Here is a 17,813-nt window from a genome sequence, read left to right as displayed (position 1 = left end):
GAGCTGACCAGTCTGCTGTTCGAGTAGGATCCAATCATCTAGGGTGGTTCTTGCAATATTAAACAGTTCACACGTTTTGGATTTATGCTGTGATTCTTTATAAAACTGCATGACTTTTTCGCGTATATCGACAGAATATGTTTTTGGCATGATCCTAAATCTTAGTGTTTTTTCTATTGTAGCTCATATTGGATTTTTAGCTATATCACAACGTGCGAATACTCCACTATTGTTGCCTTTATTATTGATCAATGCACAGGTGAAACCAATAAATCAAAGATTGCTCGTGCTATTTTTCTAAAATACCATCGACTAGACACCTTCAAGCGTATTTGCAATTTGGCACCTTTATTTGCACTTGAAATAATCATGACTAAAGCAATGTGCTCTGGCATTACACCAGCAGCATAACGCATGCTATTTGCCCTATGATTATGACCAATTAAATTGAACTCGCTATCACCATTGCAAGCAAGATCAGGCAAAATCTGATACCAATAGTCCATGCTTAAAGATTCAGTGCCGAGTCAAATGAAACCGACTATCCCATGTATAAATAGGTGAGATATTTGATCTGAGCATAATTCGATTAAATATAATTGGGCCTGATTTATAGTGCTTGAGTGGCCTGTGCCTGTGCCTGTGCCTAAGTATGAACGATGGCGAATGTCGTCATCATGCTAAGAATAAATAATTTTATTTTCATTGTTTTATCCTTTATAAAAAACCTTAACCATCCAGATGGTCAAACTAATCTAATAAATGAGGTGCATTGATCGAGTATGAAAATTTTTAAAAAATATACATGTGGTGAATTAAACGAGTTTTATTGCTAGTTGTCTGTTGTTAGTTTTTATCTACTCATAAAACAAATACTTACTACCAATTCAATAATAAGATAAGGAAGATCGTTAAATTAAAGTTAATGATTACTGGTCGGAAAAATGCCACCTAGTGTGGTGGCATTTATTCATTTAGTTTAATCGGCATGATTTTAAAATCATAAACCTTGTTGTTTTAAACGGTTCGCATGCTCACGATAGACTTGCACAGGGTCTTGAGAGAATAGACCACGAATCCCCAATAATTGATTCACTTCATCTAAATGATTCCAATTGTAGTTATCACGAATCGTTTTACCAAAGCGAGCACTACATACAGGAACCAATCCATCATTGGCACCTTCTTGACCGACAATCGCAGAAGAAACTTTCATGATGTAATCTGAAGCATCTAAGGCGGTGTTAAATGGTGAGTTTCCTGTGAAGGAATAAAGTTGCATACCATTTTGGCTATAAGCGCCTTCACCGCAAGCTGATGCCTCAATACCAACAGGGAAGCGTTGATTAAAAGCAATTGAGCCAGGTGTAGAGAGACTTTTTGCAGAAGCTAGAGCATCATGAGGGTAAGAATTTGGATTTAATCCTTGAGCCCAAACAATTGCACCTGACAGAAAATTGACAGCACTTTCTACGAGAGCTAAGCCAGTAGTCCCTTCCGCTTTTAAAATAAAATCTGCCATGGGTGAGCCTTTGTTTACACCAGCAACAGTGGTCATAGAGGCAACATGTTCAGGAATAATACCACCGATATATCGAACTGTAGGACCACCTTGGCTATGACCAATCAAGTTCACTTTTGGCGAACCCGTAATGGCCATAATCTCTTCAACTTGTTGTAACAACTGCTCACCACGAATTTCATTTGAGTTAAAAGGCGAGACACGTGTAGCCCATGTATTTGCACCATTGCGTGCTAGGTCAGGAAGAATCTGATGCCAATAATCTACACCGAAGCTCTCAGTTCCCATACGAATAAAGCCTGTTAGACCATGAGCAAAAACAATTGGATATTTTGTTTTGGCATAACTAGAAACTACATAATTAGCTTTGACTTGTTTGGCTTGGGTTGCGGTATTTGCTTGAGCAACAGACATAGAGGTTGCTGCGATTAATCCTGCACATAAATATCCATATTTCATTTTGTTTACTCACTGCTTGTGATTTATTTATTTTTTTAAATACAAAATGAGTATAGCGTCATGTTTTTTGAATAAAAGCTTAAGCCGATAAATGGTATAAGGTGTTGAATTATTTAACACTAAGTTAAGTTTTTCTTAATAATAGATTGAGTGTTGGATACTAGGAGAGGGCTTTAAATACAGATTATTTTTTTCATTTTTGTGATTCATAGCAGGTAATGTAACAATACAAGAGATCAATTACCGATCTCTTGTATTGATGGATTAAGTATATAGAGAGTTTAAAAGCTATAAACCTTGTTGTTTTAAACGATTAGCATGTTGGCGATACACAGAAACAGGATCAGGTGCAAAGGTTGCTGTGAGCCCAAAGAATTGGTTAATGGCATCCAAATGGTTCCAATTATAATTGTCACGTAAGGTCTTGCCATATTTGGCACTACAGCGCGTTACTAATCCGTCATTATCTCCATTCTTATCGGTTAGTTTGGCTATGATACCTAAGAGCATGTCAGGATCTAGAGTATTCGTGACTGTACCTGTACCACCAAATGAATAGAAGCGAATCCCTTTTTCAATTGCAGTACCTTCACCACAGTGTGTTTTAGGCATACCCAGTGGATATTTAACTTGAAATGCCGCAGAACCCGCCAAACTTAAGCTTTTACCTGCTGCTAAAGAGTCATGAGGGAAGCGATTTGGATCAATCCCTTGCGCCCAAACCAACATCTTAGAAACGAAATTTACAACCTCGACAACCGGTTGTTCTAAAGCACTGCCTTGGACTGAAATGATCAAATCAGCAACTTTTGAACCTTTTAGTGGGCTGGCTATGGCTGTCGATGATGCCACTTTGTGTGGCGCCACATTACTCACATAGGCCACACTATGCCCCCCATGGCTATGACCTAAAAGATTGACTTTAGTTTTACCTGTCAATGCAATGATCTCATCGACTTGCTGCAAAAGTTGTTCCCCACGAACTTCTGATGCGTTAAATGGTGAAACGCGAGTCGCCCACACATTACCGCCGTTACGTGCGATATCAGGTAAAATTTGATACCAATAATCTACGCCGAGCTCATCTGTCCCTGCACGAATCCATCCGCCCATACCGTGTGCAAATACCAAGGGGTACTGAGTTTTCGCATAAGATGAGAACACAAAGCGTTCTTTGATTTGTGAAGTATTACTGGCTTGGGTGATTGGTGGTGCTGCAATACTGGCACAAGACAGCATTGCACATACCATTGTTTTAGTCGTCCATTTCATAAAAAGCACTCTCATTTTTTTGTTGTTTAAAGATGAGTATTCCCTGTTGAATCATCATCCTGATTCATATTCAAAACATCTCCATGTCGAATATTTTGTCCATGCGATTGATCAATCGCTATAGGGGAGTTTTCCTCCTTTGTCATGTACCGATTCGAAAGTTTCAAGGCGTAGTTGTTCTTGTGGATTTTTAAACTGTTGGTTACGTAGTTCTTGGATTGCCGATTGTTTTGCAGATTCACTCATACTGCTGTTTTGAATGGTTTGACGATTTGCCAAATAACCATCAACGCGATTCTTCCAGTCACTTCGTTGTACATCTAAAGTTTCCAAACGCTGTGTTGCTTCAGGCCCGACCAAATTCATACGCATTTGACGGATTTCATCGCTACTTCCGCCACGCGCTTTAATTTCAGCGGTCAGCTTTCTCAGATCTTCAAGTTGAGACAGTTGTTTTAAATTCTCTTTCCAATCTTCAGGCAGCTCATTAAATAAATCTTGTAGCTTCTTCGCCTTTTCAGCTTCGCTCAGTTTTTTATCTTCCATCACGGCCATACGTGAAAGGGTATAATCGTTATAGACATCCTCTGTTCCGAACAAACCTTCGATTTCATAATGAGAGAACAATTGTTGACGCAAGCTTTTCATATTATTGAAAATAGCTTTGAAATAGTGGGATGACTCTTTATCACCACTTGGTGCTTGTAATTCACCTAATCTTTCACGATATTGGATGTAACGCGACCATAAATCTGTTAATTGACCCAGTAAAGGCTCTTTGTAACGACTTTGAGCATAACCAATAAAATCAGCTTTAATTTGTCGAATCTCTTTTTCACCATATTGAGTAATAAAAAACTCGAAACAGTTTTTAGTCGCTTCATTGACGATCAGTCGATTGGATGCATCCATCGAAAGTTGACAATTAATTTCAATGTCTTGCTGACTCGAACTTGAAAATGGAGTTCTCAGCTGACCTTGAGCATTCAGCGTAGCTCCAGATAGTTCAGTGCTGAATGCTGTTGATGCAGGAGATTGAGAATCTTCAGTTGGTGAAGCTTCTTGGGGTTTGAGCCAGTAAATAAGTGCTATAACAAATGTGATTGAAATCACAATAAGAAGAATTCTTTTATGATGTTTTTGCATTCCAAGTCCTTTGAAATATCTGAATTATTTTTCTATTCATTGGCTAATTTGCCATAGTCTTGAAAAAATCAAAACTGAAATTTGTAAAAATAGATAAATGGATTTGTTAAGATAGTGAGCTAAGTCTGTTACGAATCTTTCAAATGTCTGCACCAGCTTCAAGTGATAAGCCTACACGAATTAAGCGCCGCCATATCAGTGGTGTTTTTCTACTTAATAAACCTTTGGGGATTAGCTCAAATGCAGCGTTACAGCGCGTGCGTTGGTTATATCGCGCTGAAAAAGGAGGGCACACTGGGGCGCTTGATCCTTTAGCTTCAGGTTTATTGCCCATTTGTTTAGGAGAAGCCACGAAGTTTTCTCATTTTCTATTGGACTCAACCAAGCGTTACCAAACGACTGTTCAGCTTGGACAGAGTACAACTACAGGTGATGTAGAAGGTAAGGTCTTACTCGAAAAGGCAATTCCAAAGCTAGATGAAGCCACTATTTTGCAAGCGCTGGAAAAATTTAAAGGCGATATTCAACAAATTCCACCGATGTATTCTGCACTTAAAAAAGAAGGGCGTCCTTTATATGAGTTGGCGCGCAAAGGAATTGAGATTGAACGTGAATCACGTCCAATTCATATTGATGCAATTGAACTAATTTCGTTTACGACAGACAGTATTACGCTTGATATCACGTGTTCGAAAGGCACATATATCCGCGTATTGGGTGAAGATATCGCACAAGCGTTAAATACCTATGGGCATCTGACCTATTTACATCGTATTCAAACGGGTGAGTTTGAAATTATCCCTGAATATACCATCGAATACTTGGAAAGTTTGACTGAGCATGAACGTGAGGCTTTATTACTGCCAGCCTATGCACCCGTGAATCATTTCCCAAAAATCCAAGCCCCTGAAGGGCGTGCAGAATATTTTAGCCGTGGCATGGAAAGTAATATTGATCACCCAGCAGAAGCCCAAGTGATCGTATTTGATGGTGAAAAATGTTTAGGTTTAGCTGAAATCACAGATAAAAAACGTTTAGTGCCTAAGCGCGTTCTCAACTTGTAATGTGAGTCTAAAACGATGGAAATGGAAGTCATCATCACATTAATCTGTATGGCATTTTTTGCAGGAGCAATTGATGCTGCAGTCGGAGGCGGAGGATTGATTCAGATTCCTGCATTGATGGGAGCGCTCCCTCACACTTCGACAGCCACGATTTTTGGTACCAATAAACTTGCCTCTATTTGTGGCACAGCTTCCGCTGCATTTTCTTATTTACGCCAAGTCAAATTAGAATGGAAATTACTGGCTGTGGTTGCGATCACCGCATGTGTCAGCTCATTTGGTGGTGCAGCATGCGTGTCTATGATTCCACAAGCTGTCTTAAAGCCTTTTGTGCTTTTGATGTTGATCGTGATCGCAATTTATACCTTGATTAAAAAGCAATTTGGTCAAACACACCTAAAGCAAGTGTTAACGCGCAAAATGCTCATTTTGGCTGGTCTCGGTGGTTTAGCAATAGGATTCTATGATGGAATCTTTGGCCCTGGCACCGGTAGCTTCTTTATTTTCTTCTTCATTAAATATCTTAACTTTGATTTTTTACACGCCTCTGCACTGTCCAAAATTGGCAACTTTATGACCAATTTTGCCGCACTGATTTTCTTTGTTCCGACGGGACATGTGCTACTTGGGCTTGGACTGATGATGGCGGTGGCCAATGTATGTGGTTCATTGGTCGGTGTGAAAATGGCGTTAAAATACGGGAGTGGCTTTATTCGTATTTTGTTTTTGATTTTGGTCAGTGTGTTGATTTGCCGTCTGGCATATCAAATGTTCTTAATGTAATTCATTCTCGATATTAAAGTTATTCATACAATTTAGGGCATAACATAACGAAATTTATTGATATTTTAGGAAAGTGTTCTGCACGCTTTTTTAAAAAGCTGCCTCTAAATCCATTCTAAAATAAACACGACATGAAGACCTAAAGGAAAATAACAATGAATATATTTGAAGCATTGAGAGAAAGCCATGATGTTCAACGTGAGCTTGCTGAAAAGCTGATTAAAACCTCAGGGGACACGCCTGAACGCCGTGAATTATTTGATCAATTTAAAAATGAATTATTCGCCCATGCTGTCGCTGAAGACCGTTATTTTTATATTCCGTTAATGATGACGGATTCAGGACTGAATATTACGCGTCATGCCTTGGCTGAACATCATGAAATGGATGAGTTATTAGAGCAACTCACTGAAACAGAGTTTAGTAGTTCAGGTTGGTTAGCGATTGCCAAGAAACTTTCTGAAACTGTGCATCATCATCTTAAAGAAGAAGAGCAAGGCTTCTTTCAACAAGCTGGTAAGATACTTGAAGATAAGGAAAAAGAATCCTTAGCGAAGAAGTACTTAAAAGAGTATAAAAAATATAAAAACTTAGACAAGGATAGCTTGGTTTGAGTTTAATGCTATCCGTTTAAAAAATAAAAAAAGATGGCTTATGCCATCTTTTTTTCTAGGGATTCATTGAGTGTTCATCATTTTATTAGGCTGGTTTTTGTTCTGGAATTAGCTTTTTAATATTCTTATTTAAACTTATAGATCTATAGCTCGTGATCTTTTACTGGCACTATAGGTCACGCCAATCGATGCTGACATAATGCAAAGTAGCGCGAGTGTTTGGAGCACACTGATCCGTTCGTTTAACAGTAGCCAACCTGCGATTGCTGCCAAAGCAGGTGATAAGCTTGAAAGTGTTCCATAGCTCAGTTTAGTCAGTGTTTTCAGTGCTTTTAAGTCCAAAGCATAAGGAATTGCTGTGGCTAATAAAGCGATCATCAACGCTTGAGGCCAATATTCAAATTGGATTAATGCAGTTGGATTATGTACAGCACTGATCGGTAATAGGACCAAAGCTGAAAGCACAATCGCAATACTGAGTGCATGCATTCCAATATTTTGACGCGCAACCTTTTGAGCAAAGTAAATATAGGAAGCCCAAAATAACCCCGCGCCGAGTGCCATTGCTGCACCCAAATAAGAAAAGTTTTCAGCATTGGCATCTTGCCAAGGCACCATTAAAGCGACCCCTAATATCGCTAAAATCACCCAAACATAATCACCACGATGTTGAATTGAGAAAAAAGCTAAAGCCAATGGTCCTATAAACTCTAAACCAACAGCAATCCCTTGGGGTAAACGTCCTAATGAGGCATAAAACAATACATTCATAAAACAGACAGAAGCGCTGTAGAGCAGCAAATGTTTCCACTTCAGCCCAGGAAGTTGTTTGATCATGCGCCATGATTTAAACATCAAAATCACTAAAATAGACGCAAACACTAAGCGTAAAGTGACTACAGTCAGTGGATCCAACACCTCAAATAACTGCTTGGCAAATGAGGCGCTAATTTGATAGGCGACCATGGATAAGACCATGTAAAGGACAGCAGTCAATTGGGTATTTGGCATGAGGGTGCTATAGATATTCTTTGATGGAATTTTAACATTTTTTGAGCCACGACTGTGTCTTTAGGTGTAATGTTCATGTTTTGTATTTTGGGTAATTTTGAAATAATCCATCAAGATTGGCTTTAAAAGAGCATCTAGAGGTGATGACCATCAGAAAAATTGAATGATCAGAGTCAGTGTTTGTCAGAATTATTCTTGTTTATATTTAACTTGTTATCATCTTATTGTTGTATTGCTTTCTTGGCCTGTTGAGTCGTATAAGTACAGCCAATAGATGCAGTAATAATGGTGGCTAAAGCGAGCCATTGTGTCCAAAGCAGTTGTTGATCTAGGAAGATAAAACCTGATAATGCAGCGACAGCAGGTTCAACACTCATCAATGTTCCAAAGCTCAGTGCCGTTAAATTACGTAGCGCAATCATTTCCAAAGTAAATGGTAAAGCACTGGCAAGGATGGCAAGCGCTATAAAATAGATAAAGTTAGACGGCTCAAACACCGCACTCGGTAATCCAAAAAATAGCGCTAAAGGTAGCAACAAGCTTGTTCCTACAAACATGCCTAAGCACACAGTATGATTGCCTGAAACACCAGAAGGACGTTGCCCCGCGATAATGTATAACGCCCAGCAAGTACCCGCGCCCAATGCAAAAGCGATCCCGATAGGATCAAGAGGTTGATTGGCTTGATCAAAGGGGAAAAGTAAAATCAGCCCTAAAATGGCTAAGCTGACCCAAACGAAATCAATTTTTTGACGTGCGTAGAACAGGGCGACACTGAGTGGTCCAATAAACTCAAATGAAACTGCAATCCCTAAGGGAAGGCGGGCAATGGCTAAATAGAACAGTAAGTTCATGCCAGCAAGCGCAGCGCCATAGCTGATAATGGCTTTCCATTTGATTTGTTTAAAATCAATCTGCCAGATTTTAAAAATAGCAGCCAATATGATTGCGCTGAATAAAAGACGCATCGCGGAAACAGTCAGAATTGGAAATTGCTCAAACAACACTTTCGCCAACGAACCACTACTTTGTAAACTCACCATAGCAATGAGGAGCAAAAGAATCGCTTGGATGTGTGGCATATTTTGGAGTTTGGACATACAAAACCGTTAGATGAGCGATGTTATTTTATTGGGGAACTTTTGAAATTTGAAACAAAAAACCTCACATGTCTGAGCCACCGAACATGCAAGGTTGTGAACAATAAAAAACCACAGCTTGAAAGCTGTGGTTTTCAAAACTCTAGATAGATTAGAACAATACGCGAGCGCGAATTGTACCTTCAACGTTATGAAGTGTATCTAAAGCTTCAGAAGATGCAGTTGCGTCAACATCCATGACTAAGTAACCCACATCACCTTTAGTCATGAGAGACTGACCAGAGATGTTGATCCCATGTTCAGCAAACAAGTTGTTGATCTTAGACAACACACCTGGCACATTTTTATGAATGTGAAGTAAACGGTGTTTACCTTCAGTCAATGGAAGTGCGATTTCTGGGAAGTTGACAGCAGATAAAGTCATCCCTTTATCCGAGTAAGCAACAAATTTTTCGCCGACTTCAAGACCGATGTTTGCTTGAGCTTCCATGGTAGAACCACCCACGTGCGGTGTTAAAATCACGTTTGGTAAGTTACGAAGCGGAGAAACAAATTCTTCACCATTTGCTTTCGGTTCTTTCGGGAATACGTCTACAGCCGCACCACCTAAGTGACCTGATTTAAGCGCATCAGCTAAGTCTTCAATCACGACACATGTACCACGTGCAGCATTGATGAAGATTGCACCTTCTTTCATTTGAGCAAATTGATCTTTGGTCATGAAATTACGTGTAGATGGAACATCTGGCACATGCAAAGACACAACATCAGCAGTGGCAAGTAATTCGCCTAAGCTACCGACTTGACGTGCATTACCCAATGGTAATTTAGTCACTGTGTCAAAATAGATCACTTTCATACCCAAACTTTCAGCTAAAACTGAAAGTTGAGAACCGATCGAACCGTAACCAACAATACCTAAAGTCTTACCACGAGTTTCGAAAGAACCCACAGCAGATTTGTTCCAACCGCCTGCGTGTGTATCTGTTGATTTTTCAGGTACACGACGTAGAAGAAGAATTGCTTCAGCCAAAACAAGTTCAGCAACTGAACGTGTGTTTGAGTACGGTGCATTAAATACAGGAATACCACGCTCCATCGCTGCATTTAAGTTCACTTGGTTTGTACCAATACAGAAACAACCGACAGCAATCAATTTATTCGCAGCTTCAAACACTTCTTCAGTGAGTTGAGTGCGCGAACGAATGCCGATGAAGTGAGCATCTTTAATCGCTTCTTTCAACGCTTCACCTTCAAGCGCAGTTTTACGATAATCGATGTTGGTGTATCCAGCAGCATTTAGAGTGTCGATAGCGTTTTGGTGAACGCCTTCTAACAGCAAGAAACGAATTTTATCTTTAGGCAAAGAGAGATGTTGGCTCATTACGGCTCCGCTACAAGGCCAAATTTAGTGGCAGTATCATAGCATATGAGATCGCTTGATATACATTTCCTTTATGACATTCGATTCTAATATTTTTGCAAGTGATAAGGACGAACATGCTATTTGCGGTTTAATTAACTATGTAATTTAAAAGGTGAGATTCTTGAAACACGTTTTTCAGCGAGTTTGATAAAAATGACATATAATACGCACTCATGAAATCGAAGCCACTGTTCATGTCGGCTGTTCGTTCATGTCTTGTCTTAGAATGTGTGTACTTAAAATGGCACTAATTTGCCATTGAGTAAGATCCAGTTCTAGACCCTCAAAACAACTTGTTTTACTTCTTGCAAGGTCTGAAAACGATGAATGCTCCAATCGCTTTAACCCCAGAGTTATTAACCCAATTGACCGCTATTGTTGGCGAAAATCGTATCAAAACCGATGCGGATAGTCTACAAAATTGGGGGCGAGACCACACCAAACACTTTGATCCAAATCCATCTGTTGTCGTATTTCCATCGACCACTGAACAAGTGCAAGAAGTTGTAAAATTAGCGAATCAATTCAATGTTGCGATTACACCGTCTGGTGGTCGTACAGGTTTATCTGCGGGTGCTGTGGCTGCGAATGGCGAGATCGTGGTCAGCATGGATAAGATGAATCAAATCTTGGAATTCTTTCCAGCAGACCGTATGGTTCGTGTTCAAGCGGGTGTGGTGACTGAACAACTGCAGAACTATGCTTCTGATCAAGGCATGTACTATCCAGTGGATTTCGCGTCTGCGGGTTCGTCGCAAATTGGCGGTAACATTGGTACCAATGCGGGCGGTATTAAAGTGATTAAATACGGCATGACCCGTAATTGGGTGTTGGGTCTGACGGTTGTGACGGGTAAAGGCGATGTGCTTCGTTTAAACAAAGGCATGATCAAAAACGCAACAGGCTATGCACTTCAACACTTATTCATCGGTGGGGAAGGGACTTTAGGTCTAGTCACTGAAGCTGAAATCAAACTTGAACGCCAACCGCAAGACCTTCAAGTAATGGTACTCGGTGTACCTGATTTTGATGCGATCATGCCAGTACTTCATGCATTCCAAGCGAAAATTGATTTAACTGCATTTGAGTTCTTTGGTGAACTTGCGATGCAAAAAGTATTGGCAAATGGTCATGTTCAACGTCCATTTGAAACTGAATGTCCATTCTATGTATTGCTTGAGTTTGAAGCGCCGTTTGAACCGATTATGGACAAGGCGATGGAAATTTTTGAACACTGCATGGAACAAGGTTGGGTGCATGATGGCGTGTTAAGCCAAAGCCTTGATCAAGTTGAAAGTTTATGGCGTTTGCGTGAAGACATTTCAGAGTCAATTGCGCCGTTCACACCGTACAAAAATGACATTTCAGTATTGATCACTCATGTTCCTGCATTTATTAAAGAAATTGATGCGATCGTGTCTGACAACTATCCTGATTTTGAAATCTGCTGGTTCGGTCATATTGGCGACGGGAACTTGCATTTAAATATCTTGAAACCTGCTGATTTGTCTAAGGATGAATTCTTTGCAAAATGTCAGGTAGTGAATAAATACGTGTTCGAAACTGTGAAAAAATATGATGGTTCGATCTCTGCTGAGCACGGTGTTGGTATGACCAAGAAGCCATATTTGGACTACACACGTACCCCAGAAGAAATTGAATACATGAAAGCGTTGAAACAAGTCTTCGATCCAAACGGCATAATGAACCCAGGTAAATTGTTTGATCTTTAAGATCGAGCGATCTTTAATGGTTCAAAAAAGCGTATTCTGATGAATGCGCTTTTTTTATTTGAGGCTTGATTTTTGCCATCACATGTCTCACTTGTGTAACAAAGCTTCACTATTGTTAAATGCCAAATAAGCTCAAAATTTATTAAAAATGTATATATGGATAATGAAAGAATGATTCGTTTAATTGCTGCATCTGCAATGTGTTTGGGAATTTTATCGGGGTGTGCGACCACTCAGAATATTGTGAATAAGGTGAGTAGCTCAGGTACCCCGTTGGCTCAAGTGTTGAGTGAGCGTTCTGATTTGCGTAAAGATTTATCGACTGTTGAAATCCGTCAATATTTTAATCAGATTGAGAATCCAACTGCGGCGGAAGTGAAAGTCACTGAAACTGGGTTATTGGATGATTCAGTAAAGTCGATTCGTACGATTTATCGTTTTAAAAATGTGAATGATGATTGGAAATTGATTGATACCCAAAAAGCGTATCAATGTGCACGTGGAAAGAATAAAGGTTTTCAAAAAAATGAATGTCACTAGGGTTTAAAGGCAACCAATTGGTTGCCTTTAAACTTAATTATTATACTTTTAAAAACTCTAACTCATCTTTATAAGGCATGAGAGGTTCATAAAGTTGTTGGTAGGACTTACCTATAGCACCTCTAAACTGAATCAGTTTAGGAGGATTCAAACCTATATGCAAAATGTGTTGTATAGCTATGCCAGGGTATGGATCAATAAATATAATTTCTTTAATACCTAATTGATAAGCTTTTTTAGCGCATAGTTCACAGGGGCTTGCTGTTGTGAATAATTTACCGCCTTCGATGCCTACTCCACCGTATTTAGATAATTGTAAGAAAGCATTTTCTTCTGCATGTAATGATCTTGTATGCACTTGATTTTTTTCTTGATCAATTTCATTTTGAATAGATTTGAAACAGTAAGCCTTGTTTTTACCATCACCAATATTTTTTAATTGAATTAGTTTTGTTTTGGCAAATTTTTGAAAATTTTCATCGTACCTTTCATATTCACTGTATGTGGTATCACTTGAAAAGCTTGTCACCTCTTCCAGTGATCTTAAGTTACATGGTACTTGACCTTTTGCTACATCATTCCAGCCGACTGATTTAATAGAATAGTTTTCATCAGTGACTACAGCACCAACTTGTCTTGAAATACACCCCGAATTTAATTTAGCAGTATATGCAATTTGCATTGCTCGCTCTATTGATGTTGGTGTAATAAGACCTGGATGCTTTATTAAACTAAGATACCAAGCTAATTGTGCTTTTAAAATATTATGATTATTGGGTTCATTACGTGGATTAAAAATATGTATATCTGATATTTCAATGCATTTTTTGACATTTGCAGTAATTAATTCATGATACTTTTTGTGCTCATCAGAGATACATTTTTCTTTATCCTTTTGAAGTTTTCCTGATTCCTTTTTGTCTAATTCATCGATTTGGTTAACGGAAAGTTTATATTTATCTTGTAAATAACGCTTTCTGTCCTTACTAGGCGCATTTATAGAAATTAAATAGAATGCGGAATAACGATCTTTGAAAAATTTAGCCTCATATGGGTTTCTAATAGCATCAATAACTATATAGGTTTTTTGATCGTCTCGTTCTTTTCTATAAACTTTAATTAGTTTATTAATCATGTTTGGAAGTATATGTAAACCTATTGGATTAAACGTAAGATCTTTGAAGCTAGTTTTAATACTAGCTACTTTTCTAATAGAATCTCCAATATGTTGATAAAGTTTTACATAACAATTTCCCAGATCATCTTGAAGAATTTTTTTTAAAGACGATGATGCTTCAGATATAAAACTTTGCCATACATGAGCTGAACTAACATTGTCAGAGCCTTGGACATCATTTAATAGATAAGAATTGAAATTCATCAAATTCTGATTATTGTTTAATTGAGTCTGTAACTCATTAAATTTATCTATAATTCCACTCGGCTCAATTTTTTGATGATAGTGTTCTTCAACGATATATTTTAAAAGAGACTTAAATTCTGATTCTTCAATATTAAGTAATTTAGCCGTAATAAAATCACTAATTTTTATCAATAAAAATGGGTCATGATTTTTTTGAGCATAATTTCGAACTATAGTGTATCTTTTTTTATCCAAACCTTTAAAAAATGAACTTTGTTGATAGTGAATTTCCTCTTCTCTAGGGAATTTTAAATCACTATCTATTAATAGTTTTGATGCTGTTGAACAACCTGAGCCTGTTCGACCAGTCAATCCAATAAGAATGAAATTACTACGCTCACTTAAGAGGTTTGATATTAAATTATTGGTCATTATTAAACTCAAGTATATGTTTTGTATGTTTATTATATAACCCGAATCGCGGATAAGGATTTTTCTTTAAAATCATAAGCTAAATGTAATTTTATGATTAATTTTTAGTGCTATCAGATCAAGGTAAATACTTTTTTATGATCAAAATGATGCATAAATCTTAAGATGAATTGTCTCATTGCCTTAAGCAGGATTCGGGTTATATAATTTTTTAATTAATTTATCTTTATTTGTGTTGCGCTTTCTAAATTTCGTCAAAAAATGAAAACCCTCGCTTTTATCCATTTCAATGACACCTAATTTTAAGTAATAGATATGAGACAGATTTCTATCTTGCATTGTCTGTATTCTAAAAAAGCATACCCATTGGTATGCTTTTTTATTTGGGCATTTTATTTCTTCGCTAGAATACCCTGAACTCCACGAATCGTTAGCACTCCACCAATTAATAAAAATAGACCGACGAAGAACATCATAAACATGGTTCCGCCTGTTTCACCTTGATTAGCTTGGCTAATTGCTTTCGCCATTTCTTCAGCAGAGGTTGCACCACTAGCTTCCGCTTTAGTCTGAGCAACCATACCCACTGAGGTCTTACACATTTCCAAAAGTTGTGCATCTGCTTGATTGTTATATTTTTGCTGAAGTTGCTGTTCACACAGTACTTGATCAGCCGTACTGATATTCGGTGTATTTGACTTCCAATACATAAATGCACTGAGAATAAGCAGCACAATACCAATGATTAAAGACGTTTTAGGATTTAAATTTTTCATATTATTATGCATTTATCATTTTTTAGATTATGTAGTTTAACTAAATAATAAAATCTTTCAAATTGAAAAAATGACTAATGTGTACTGACTCTCTGAGGTATTGCTATTTTTAAGGCATGACTCTTTTATAAAAATGAATCCAAGTCATAAATCGCTCAAGATAAATTGAGAGAATGTTGTAGTCGAATTCACCCTGATTGATTAAGATGAAACCAAATCAAACACTATAAATAAGATGAAAACATTAGCTTTTATACATGAACCTGACTCCAGCGGTGCAGTAGGAGATTTCTCTCCTGTGACTTCGGTGTTCTCACATTATCAACTGGGCAATACGACTTCACCTTTTTTATTGCTAGATCATTTAGGTCCTGGAAACCTGTCGCCAACACGTTTAAGAAAAGGGGTGTCTGAACATCCACATCGAGGTTTTGAAACCGTAACGATTGTCTATAAAGGTGAGATTGAACATCGAGACTCTACAGGTGGGGGTGGGGTGATCCAATCAGGTGACGTGCAATGGATGACGGCAGCATCTGGTGTATTGCATGAAGAAGTCTTTAGTGAGGCATTTTCAAACTCAGGTGGAAGTTTTGAGTTTTTACAATTGTGGGTCAACCTACCTGCTAAAGATAAAATGAACCCAGCGCGCTATCAAAGTTTGTCTAATGCAACGATCCCGAAGATTAGTTTAGAGAATGACTCATTTGTTAGAGTCATCGCAGGGCAATATGCAGAGACTATCGGTCCTGCACAAACGCATACGCCAATTCGAGTATTCGATGTCAGCCTCAAAGCGGGTGACACACTGATATTGCCAGCAGATCATCAGGACACCAGCATGATTTATCTGCGTTCTGGTCGGTTAAGCATAGCAGGTTCAAATGATATCGTTGAATCACATCAAATGGCAGTGATGTCGAATCAAGGTGAGCATGTTGAACTGATCGCTTTACAAGACACAACTTTCTTATATTTATCAGGTCAACCTTTGAATGAACCGATCTATGCACGTGGTTATTTTGTGATGAATCAATTTTCAGAAGTGATGCAAGCCTATGAAGATTTGAAGAACAATACGTTTATTCAGCATTAATCTGCGCTCTAAGACTGAGAAAGTGCATCTGTTTAATCATCATGAAACAATTAACTGTGATGTTATAGTCGAATTTATTCTAAAATAAAGCCTTAAAAAAACTGATAGAAATGCATCTGTTTGTAGATCATTCAATACACAAATCAGTTTTACTTTGCTCAAATGAAATGTAGAACATAATGCAAACTGCTTCAAAAGCAACTTTAACCCGTGCCACGATGATGTTTCCATTGGCACTGGTACTTTTCGAATTTTCCGTCTATATCTGTAATGATTTAGTTCAACCCGCGATGATCACCATTACTCAAGAGTTCGGGGTGAGTAGCGCATGGGCACCGTCTTCAATGTCATTTTTCTTGCTCGGTGGCGCGTGCTTGGCATGGTTTTTAGGCCCTTTGTCCGATCGTTTAGGACGTAAAAAAGTACTCCTCGGTGGGGTAGTATTTTTCGTGATTTGCTGTTTGTTGATCTTAATGACGCAAACCATAGAACAATTTTTGGCACTACGATTTTTACAAGGGATCGGTCTAACTATCATTTCCGCCGTGGGTTATGCAGCCATTCAAGAGATTTTTGAAGAACGCGACGCGATTAAAGTCATGGCGTTGATGGCAAATATTTCTCTTATTGCGCCGTTAATTGGTCCTGTGGTGGGTGCATTTATGATCGAACATGTGTCATGGCATTGGGGCTTTCTTGGCATTGCATTATTGGCGACACTGAGTTGGTTTGGACTTCAAGCCAAAATGCCTGAACAGCATATCAGTATCCCTAAACAACCGTTGAGTTATGTTTGGGATGATTTTAAAGCAGTATTTAAAAATAGACGTTTTTTGGCATTGGCACTGTCATTACCCGTGGTTTCGATTCCCTTGATTCTCTGGATTGCGATGTCGCCTGTGATTTTGGTCGAGCAAATGGGTCTGACCAATATGCAATATGGTTTAGCACAAGTCCCCGTATTGGGCGCTTTGATACTGGGCAATATCGTGTTGATTCGTGTGATTAATCAATTGGCACTAGGTCGAACGGTGATGTTGGCATTGCCTTTAATGCTCATCGGGACTTTGATCGTGATGGCTGGCGTGATTTGGCAAGATTACATGCTGTGGTGTTTGATACTGGGTATGACGTTGATCAGCTTTGGTGAAGGCTGTAGTTTTTCGGTACTGTATCGTTTCTCACTGAATGCTTCAGACGTGTCAAAAGGCACTGTGGCAGCAGCAGTGGGTATGATTATGATGGTGGCATTTTTCGTGGTGATTGAAATTGTTCGTGTGTTATATGGGCATTTTGAGATGTGGGCTTATGCATTGGCGTGTTTTGCTTTAATCGCGCTATGGTTCACCGTGCCAAGATCAGTGGTTAAAAGCATCATGCAAGAACGTAAGCTCAGTGGGCAATTTTAATACACTCAGTTTTAATACACTCAGTTTTAATTGGCTAAGTCTTCATAGACTCAGTTTCAAAAGTTCA

General features: G+C 38.5%; 16 protein-coding genes. 7 read left to right on the top strand and 9 right to left on the bottom strand.

All coding sequences use genetic code 11. The features are described from left to right. Window positions 1-248: 248 nt before the first annotated feature. The 4 genes from AC5YCE_RS07300 to AC5YCE_RS07285 all read right to left on the bottom strand — a co-directional run bounded on the left by AC5YCE_RS07300 (window position 249) and on the right by AC5YCE_RS07285 (window position 4,399). Complete coding sequence (locus tag AC5YCE_RS07300; RefSeq protein ID WP_496171557.1) at window positions 249-416, bottom strand: hypothetical protein; 168 nt, start codon at window positions 414-416, stop codon at window positions 249-251. Window positions 417-1,000: 584 nt separating this feature from the next. After that, window positions 1,001-1,981, bottom strand: a complete 981-nt coding sequence (locus tag AC5YCE_RS07295) for a lipase family alpha/beta hydrolase (RefSeq protein WP_496171556.1) — start codon at window positions 1,979-1,981, stop codon at window positions 1,001-1,003. Window positions 1,982-2,269: 288 nt separating this feature from the next. Then, window positions 2,270-3,232 carry an esterase/lipase family protein gene (locus AC5YCE_RS07290; RefSeq protein WP_496171558.1) on the bottom strand — a complete coding sequence of 321 codons (963 nt, stop codon included), beginning with the start codon at window positions 3,230-3,232 and terminating at the stop codon, window positions 2,270-2,272. 132 nt (window positions 3,233-3,364) lie between these two features. Then, window positions 3,365-4,399 (bottom strand): lipase secretion chaperone, encoded by a 1,035-nt coding sequence (locus tag AC5YCE_RS07285; RefSeq protein WP_496171555.1) that lies wholly within the window; start codon window positions 4,397-4,399, stop codon window positions 3,365-3,367. Window positions 4,400-4,542: 143 nt separating this feature from the next. On the opposite strand from AC5YCE_RS07285, the gene truB reads away from it, so the two are divergent. The 3 genes from truB (at window position 4,543) to AC5YCE_RS07270 (ending at window position 6,860) form a co-directional block, all read left to right on the top strand. Beyond that, window positions 4,543-5,463, top strand: a complete 921-nt coding sequence (gene truB, locus AC5YCE_RS07280) for a tRNA pseudouridine(55) synthase TruB (RefSeq protein WP_496171554.1) — start codon at window positions 4,543-4,545, stop codon at window positions 5,461-5,463. Window positions 5,464-5,478: 15 nt separating this feature from the next. Next, entirely contained in the window at window positions 5,479-6,246 is a 768-nt protein-coding gene (locus AC5YCE_RS07275; RefSeq protein WP_496171553.1) for a sulfite exporter TauE/SafE family protein, read from the top strand. A 155-nt stretch (window positions 6,247-6,401) separates the two neighbouring features. Then, window positions 6,402-6,860: a hemerythrin domain-containing protein gene (locus AC5YCE_RS07270; RefSeq protein ID WP_496126699.1), complete on the top strand. Its 459-nt coding sequence runs from the start codon at window positions 6,402-6,404 to the stop codon at window positions 6,858-6,860. 135 nt (window positions 6,861-6,995) lie between these two features. On the opposite strand, the gene AC5YCE_RS07265 is transcribed toward AC5YCE_RS07270, so the two are convergent. From AC5YCE_RS07265 to serA, 3 genes are all read right to left on the bottom strand, one after another. Continuing rightward, the gene (locus AC5YCE_RS07265; RefSeq protein ID WP_496171552.1) at window positions 6,996-7,871 is read right to left on the bottom strand and encodes an EamA family transporter; all 876 of its coding nucleotides are present in this window, start codon (window positions 7,869-7,871) and stop codon (window positions 6,996-6,998) included. A 221-nt stretch (window positions 7,872-8,092) separates the two neighbouring features. Next, on the bottom strand, window positions 8,093-8,971 hold the full coding sequence (locus tag AC5YCE_RS07260; protein ID WP_496171551.1) for an EamA family transporter: 879 nt from the start codon (window positions 8,969-8,971) through the stop codon (window positions 8,093-8,095). Between the two features lie 151 nt (window positions 8,972-9,122). Then, complete coding sequence (gene serA, locus AC5YCE_RS07255) at window positions 9,123-10,355, bottom strand: phosphoglycerate dehydrogenase (protein WP_496126695.1); 1,233 nt, start codon at window positions 10,353-10,355, stop codon at window positions 9,123-9,125. 365 nt (window positions 10,356-10,720) lie between these two features. Between serA and AC5YCE_RS07250 the strand changes: the two genes are divergently transcribed. Together AC5YCE_RS07250 and AC5YCE_RS07245 are read left to right on the top strand one after the other, a co-directional pair. Further along, window positions 10,721-12,130 (top strand): D-2-hydroxyglutarate dehydrogenase, encoded by a 1,410-nt coding sequence (locus AC5YCE_RS07250; protein ID WP_496171550.1) that lies wholly within the window; start codon window positions 10,721-10,723, stop codon window positions 12,128-12,130. 171 nt (window positions 12,131-12,301) lie between these two features. After that, on the top strand, window positions 12,302-12,670 hold the full coding sequence (locus tag AC5YCE_RS07245) for a hypothetical protein (RefSeq protein ID WP_496171549.1): 369 nt from the start codon (window positions 12,302-12,304) through the stop codon (window positions 12,668-12,670). A gap of 40 nt (window positions 12,671-12,710) precedes the next feature. Here the strand turns inward: AC5YCE_RS07245 and AC5YCE_RS07240 are convergent, their stop codons facing one another. After that, complete coding sequence (locus tag AC5YCE_RS07240) at window positions 12,711-14,465, bottom strand: anti-phage dCTP deaminase (protein ID WP_496171548.1); 1,755 nt, start codon at window positions 14,463-14,465, stop codon at window positions 12,711-12,713. A gap of 392 nt (window positions 14,466-14,857) precedes the next feature. Next, on the bottom strand, window positions 14,858-15,241 hold the full coding sequence (locus AC5YCE_RS07235) for a hypothetical protein (RefSeq protein ID WP_496171547.1): 384 nt from the start codon (window positions 15,239-15,241) through the stop codon (window positions 14,858-14,860). A gap of 235 nt (window positions 15,242-15,476) precedes the next feature. Here AC5YCE_RS07235 and AC5YCE_RS07230 point away from each other — a divergent pair, with 235 nt between their 5' ends. Beyond that, a complete protein-coding gene (locus AC5YCE_RS07230) occupies window positions 15,477-16,337 on the top strand; it encodes a pirin family protein (protein WP_496171546.1) in 861 nt (286 codons plus the stop codon). Between the two features lie 179 nt (window positions 16,338-16,516). Then, window positions 16,517-17,746, top strand: a complete 1,230-nt coding sequence (gene craA, locus AC5YCE_RS07225) for a chloramphenicol efflux MFS transporter CraA (RefSeq protein ID WP_496171545.1) — start codon at window positions 16,517-16,519, stop codon at window positions 17,744-17,746. Window positions 17,747-17,813: the final 67 nt, after the last annotated feature.

This window comes from Acinetobacter sp. CY79, assembly GCF_059515845.1.
The sequence above is the reverse complement of the archived record's forward strand: the minus strand, read 5'-3'. Positions and strand labels throughout refer to the sequence as shown.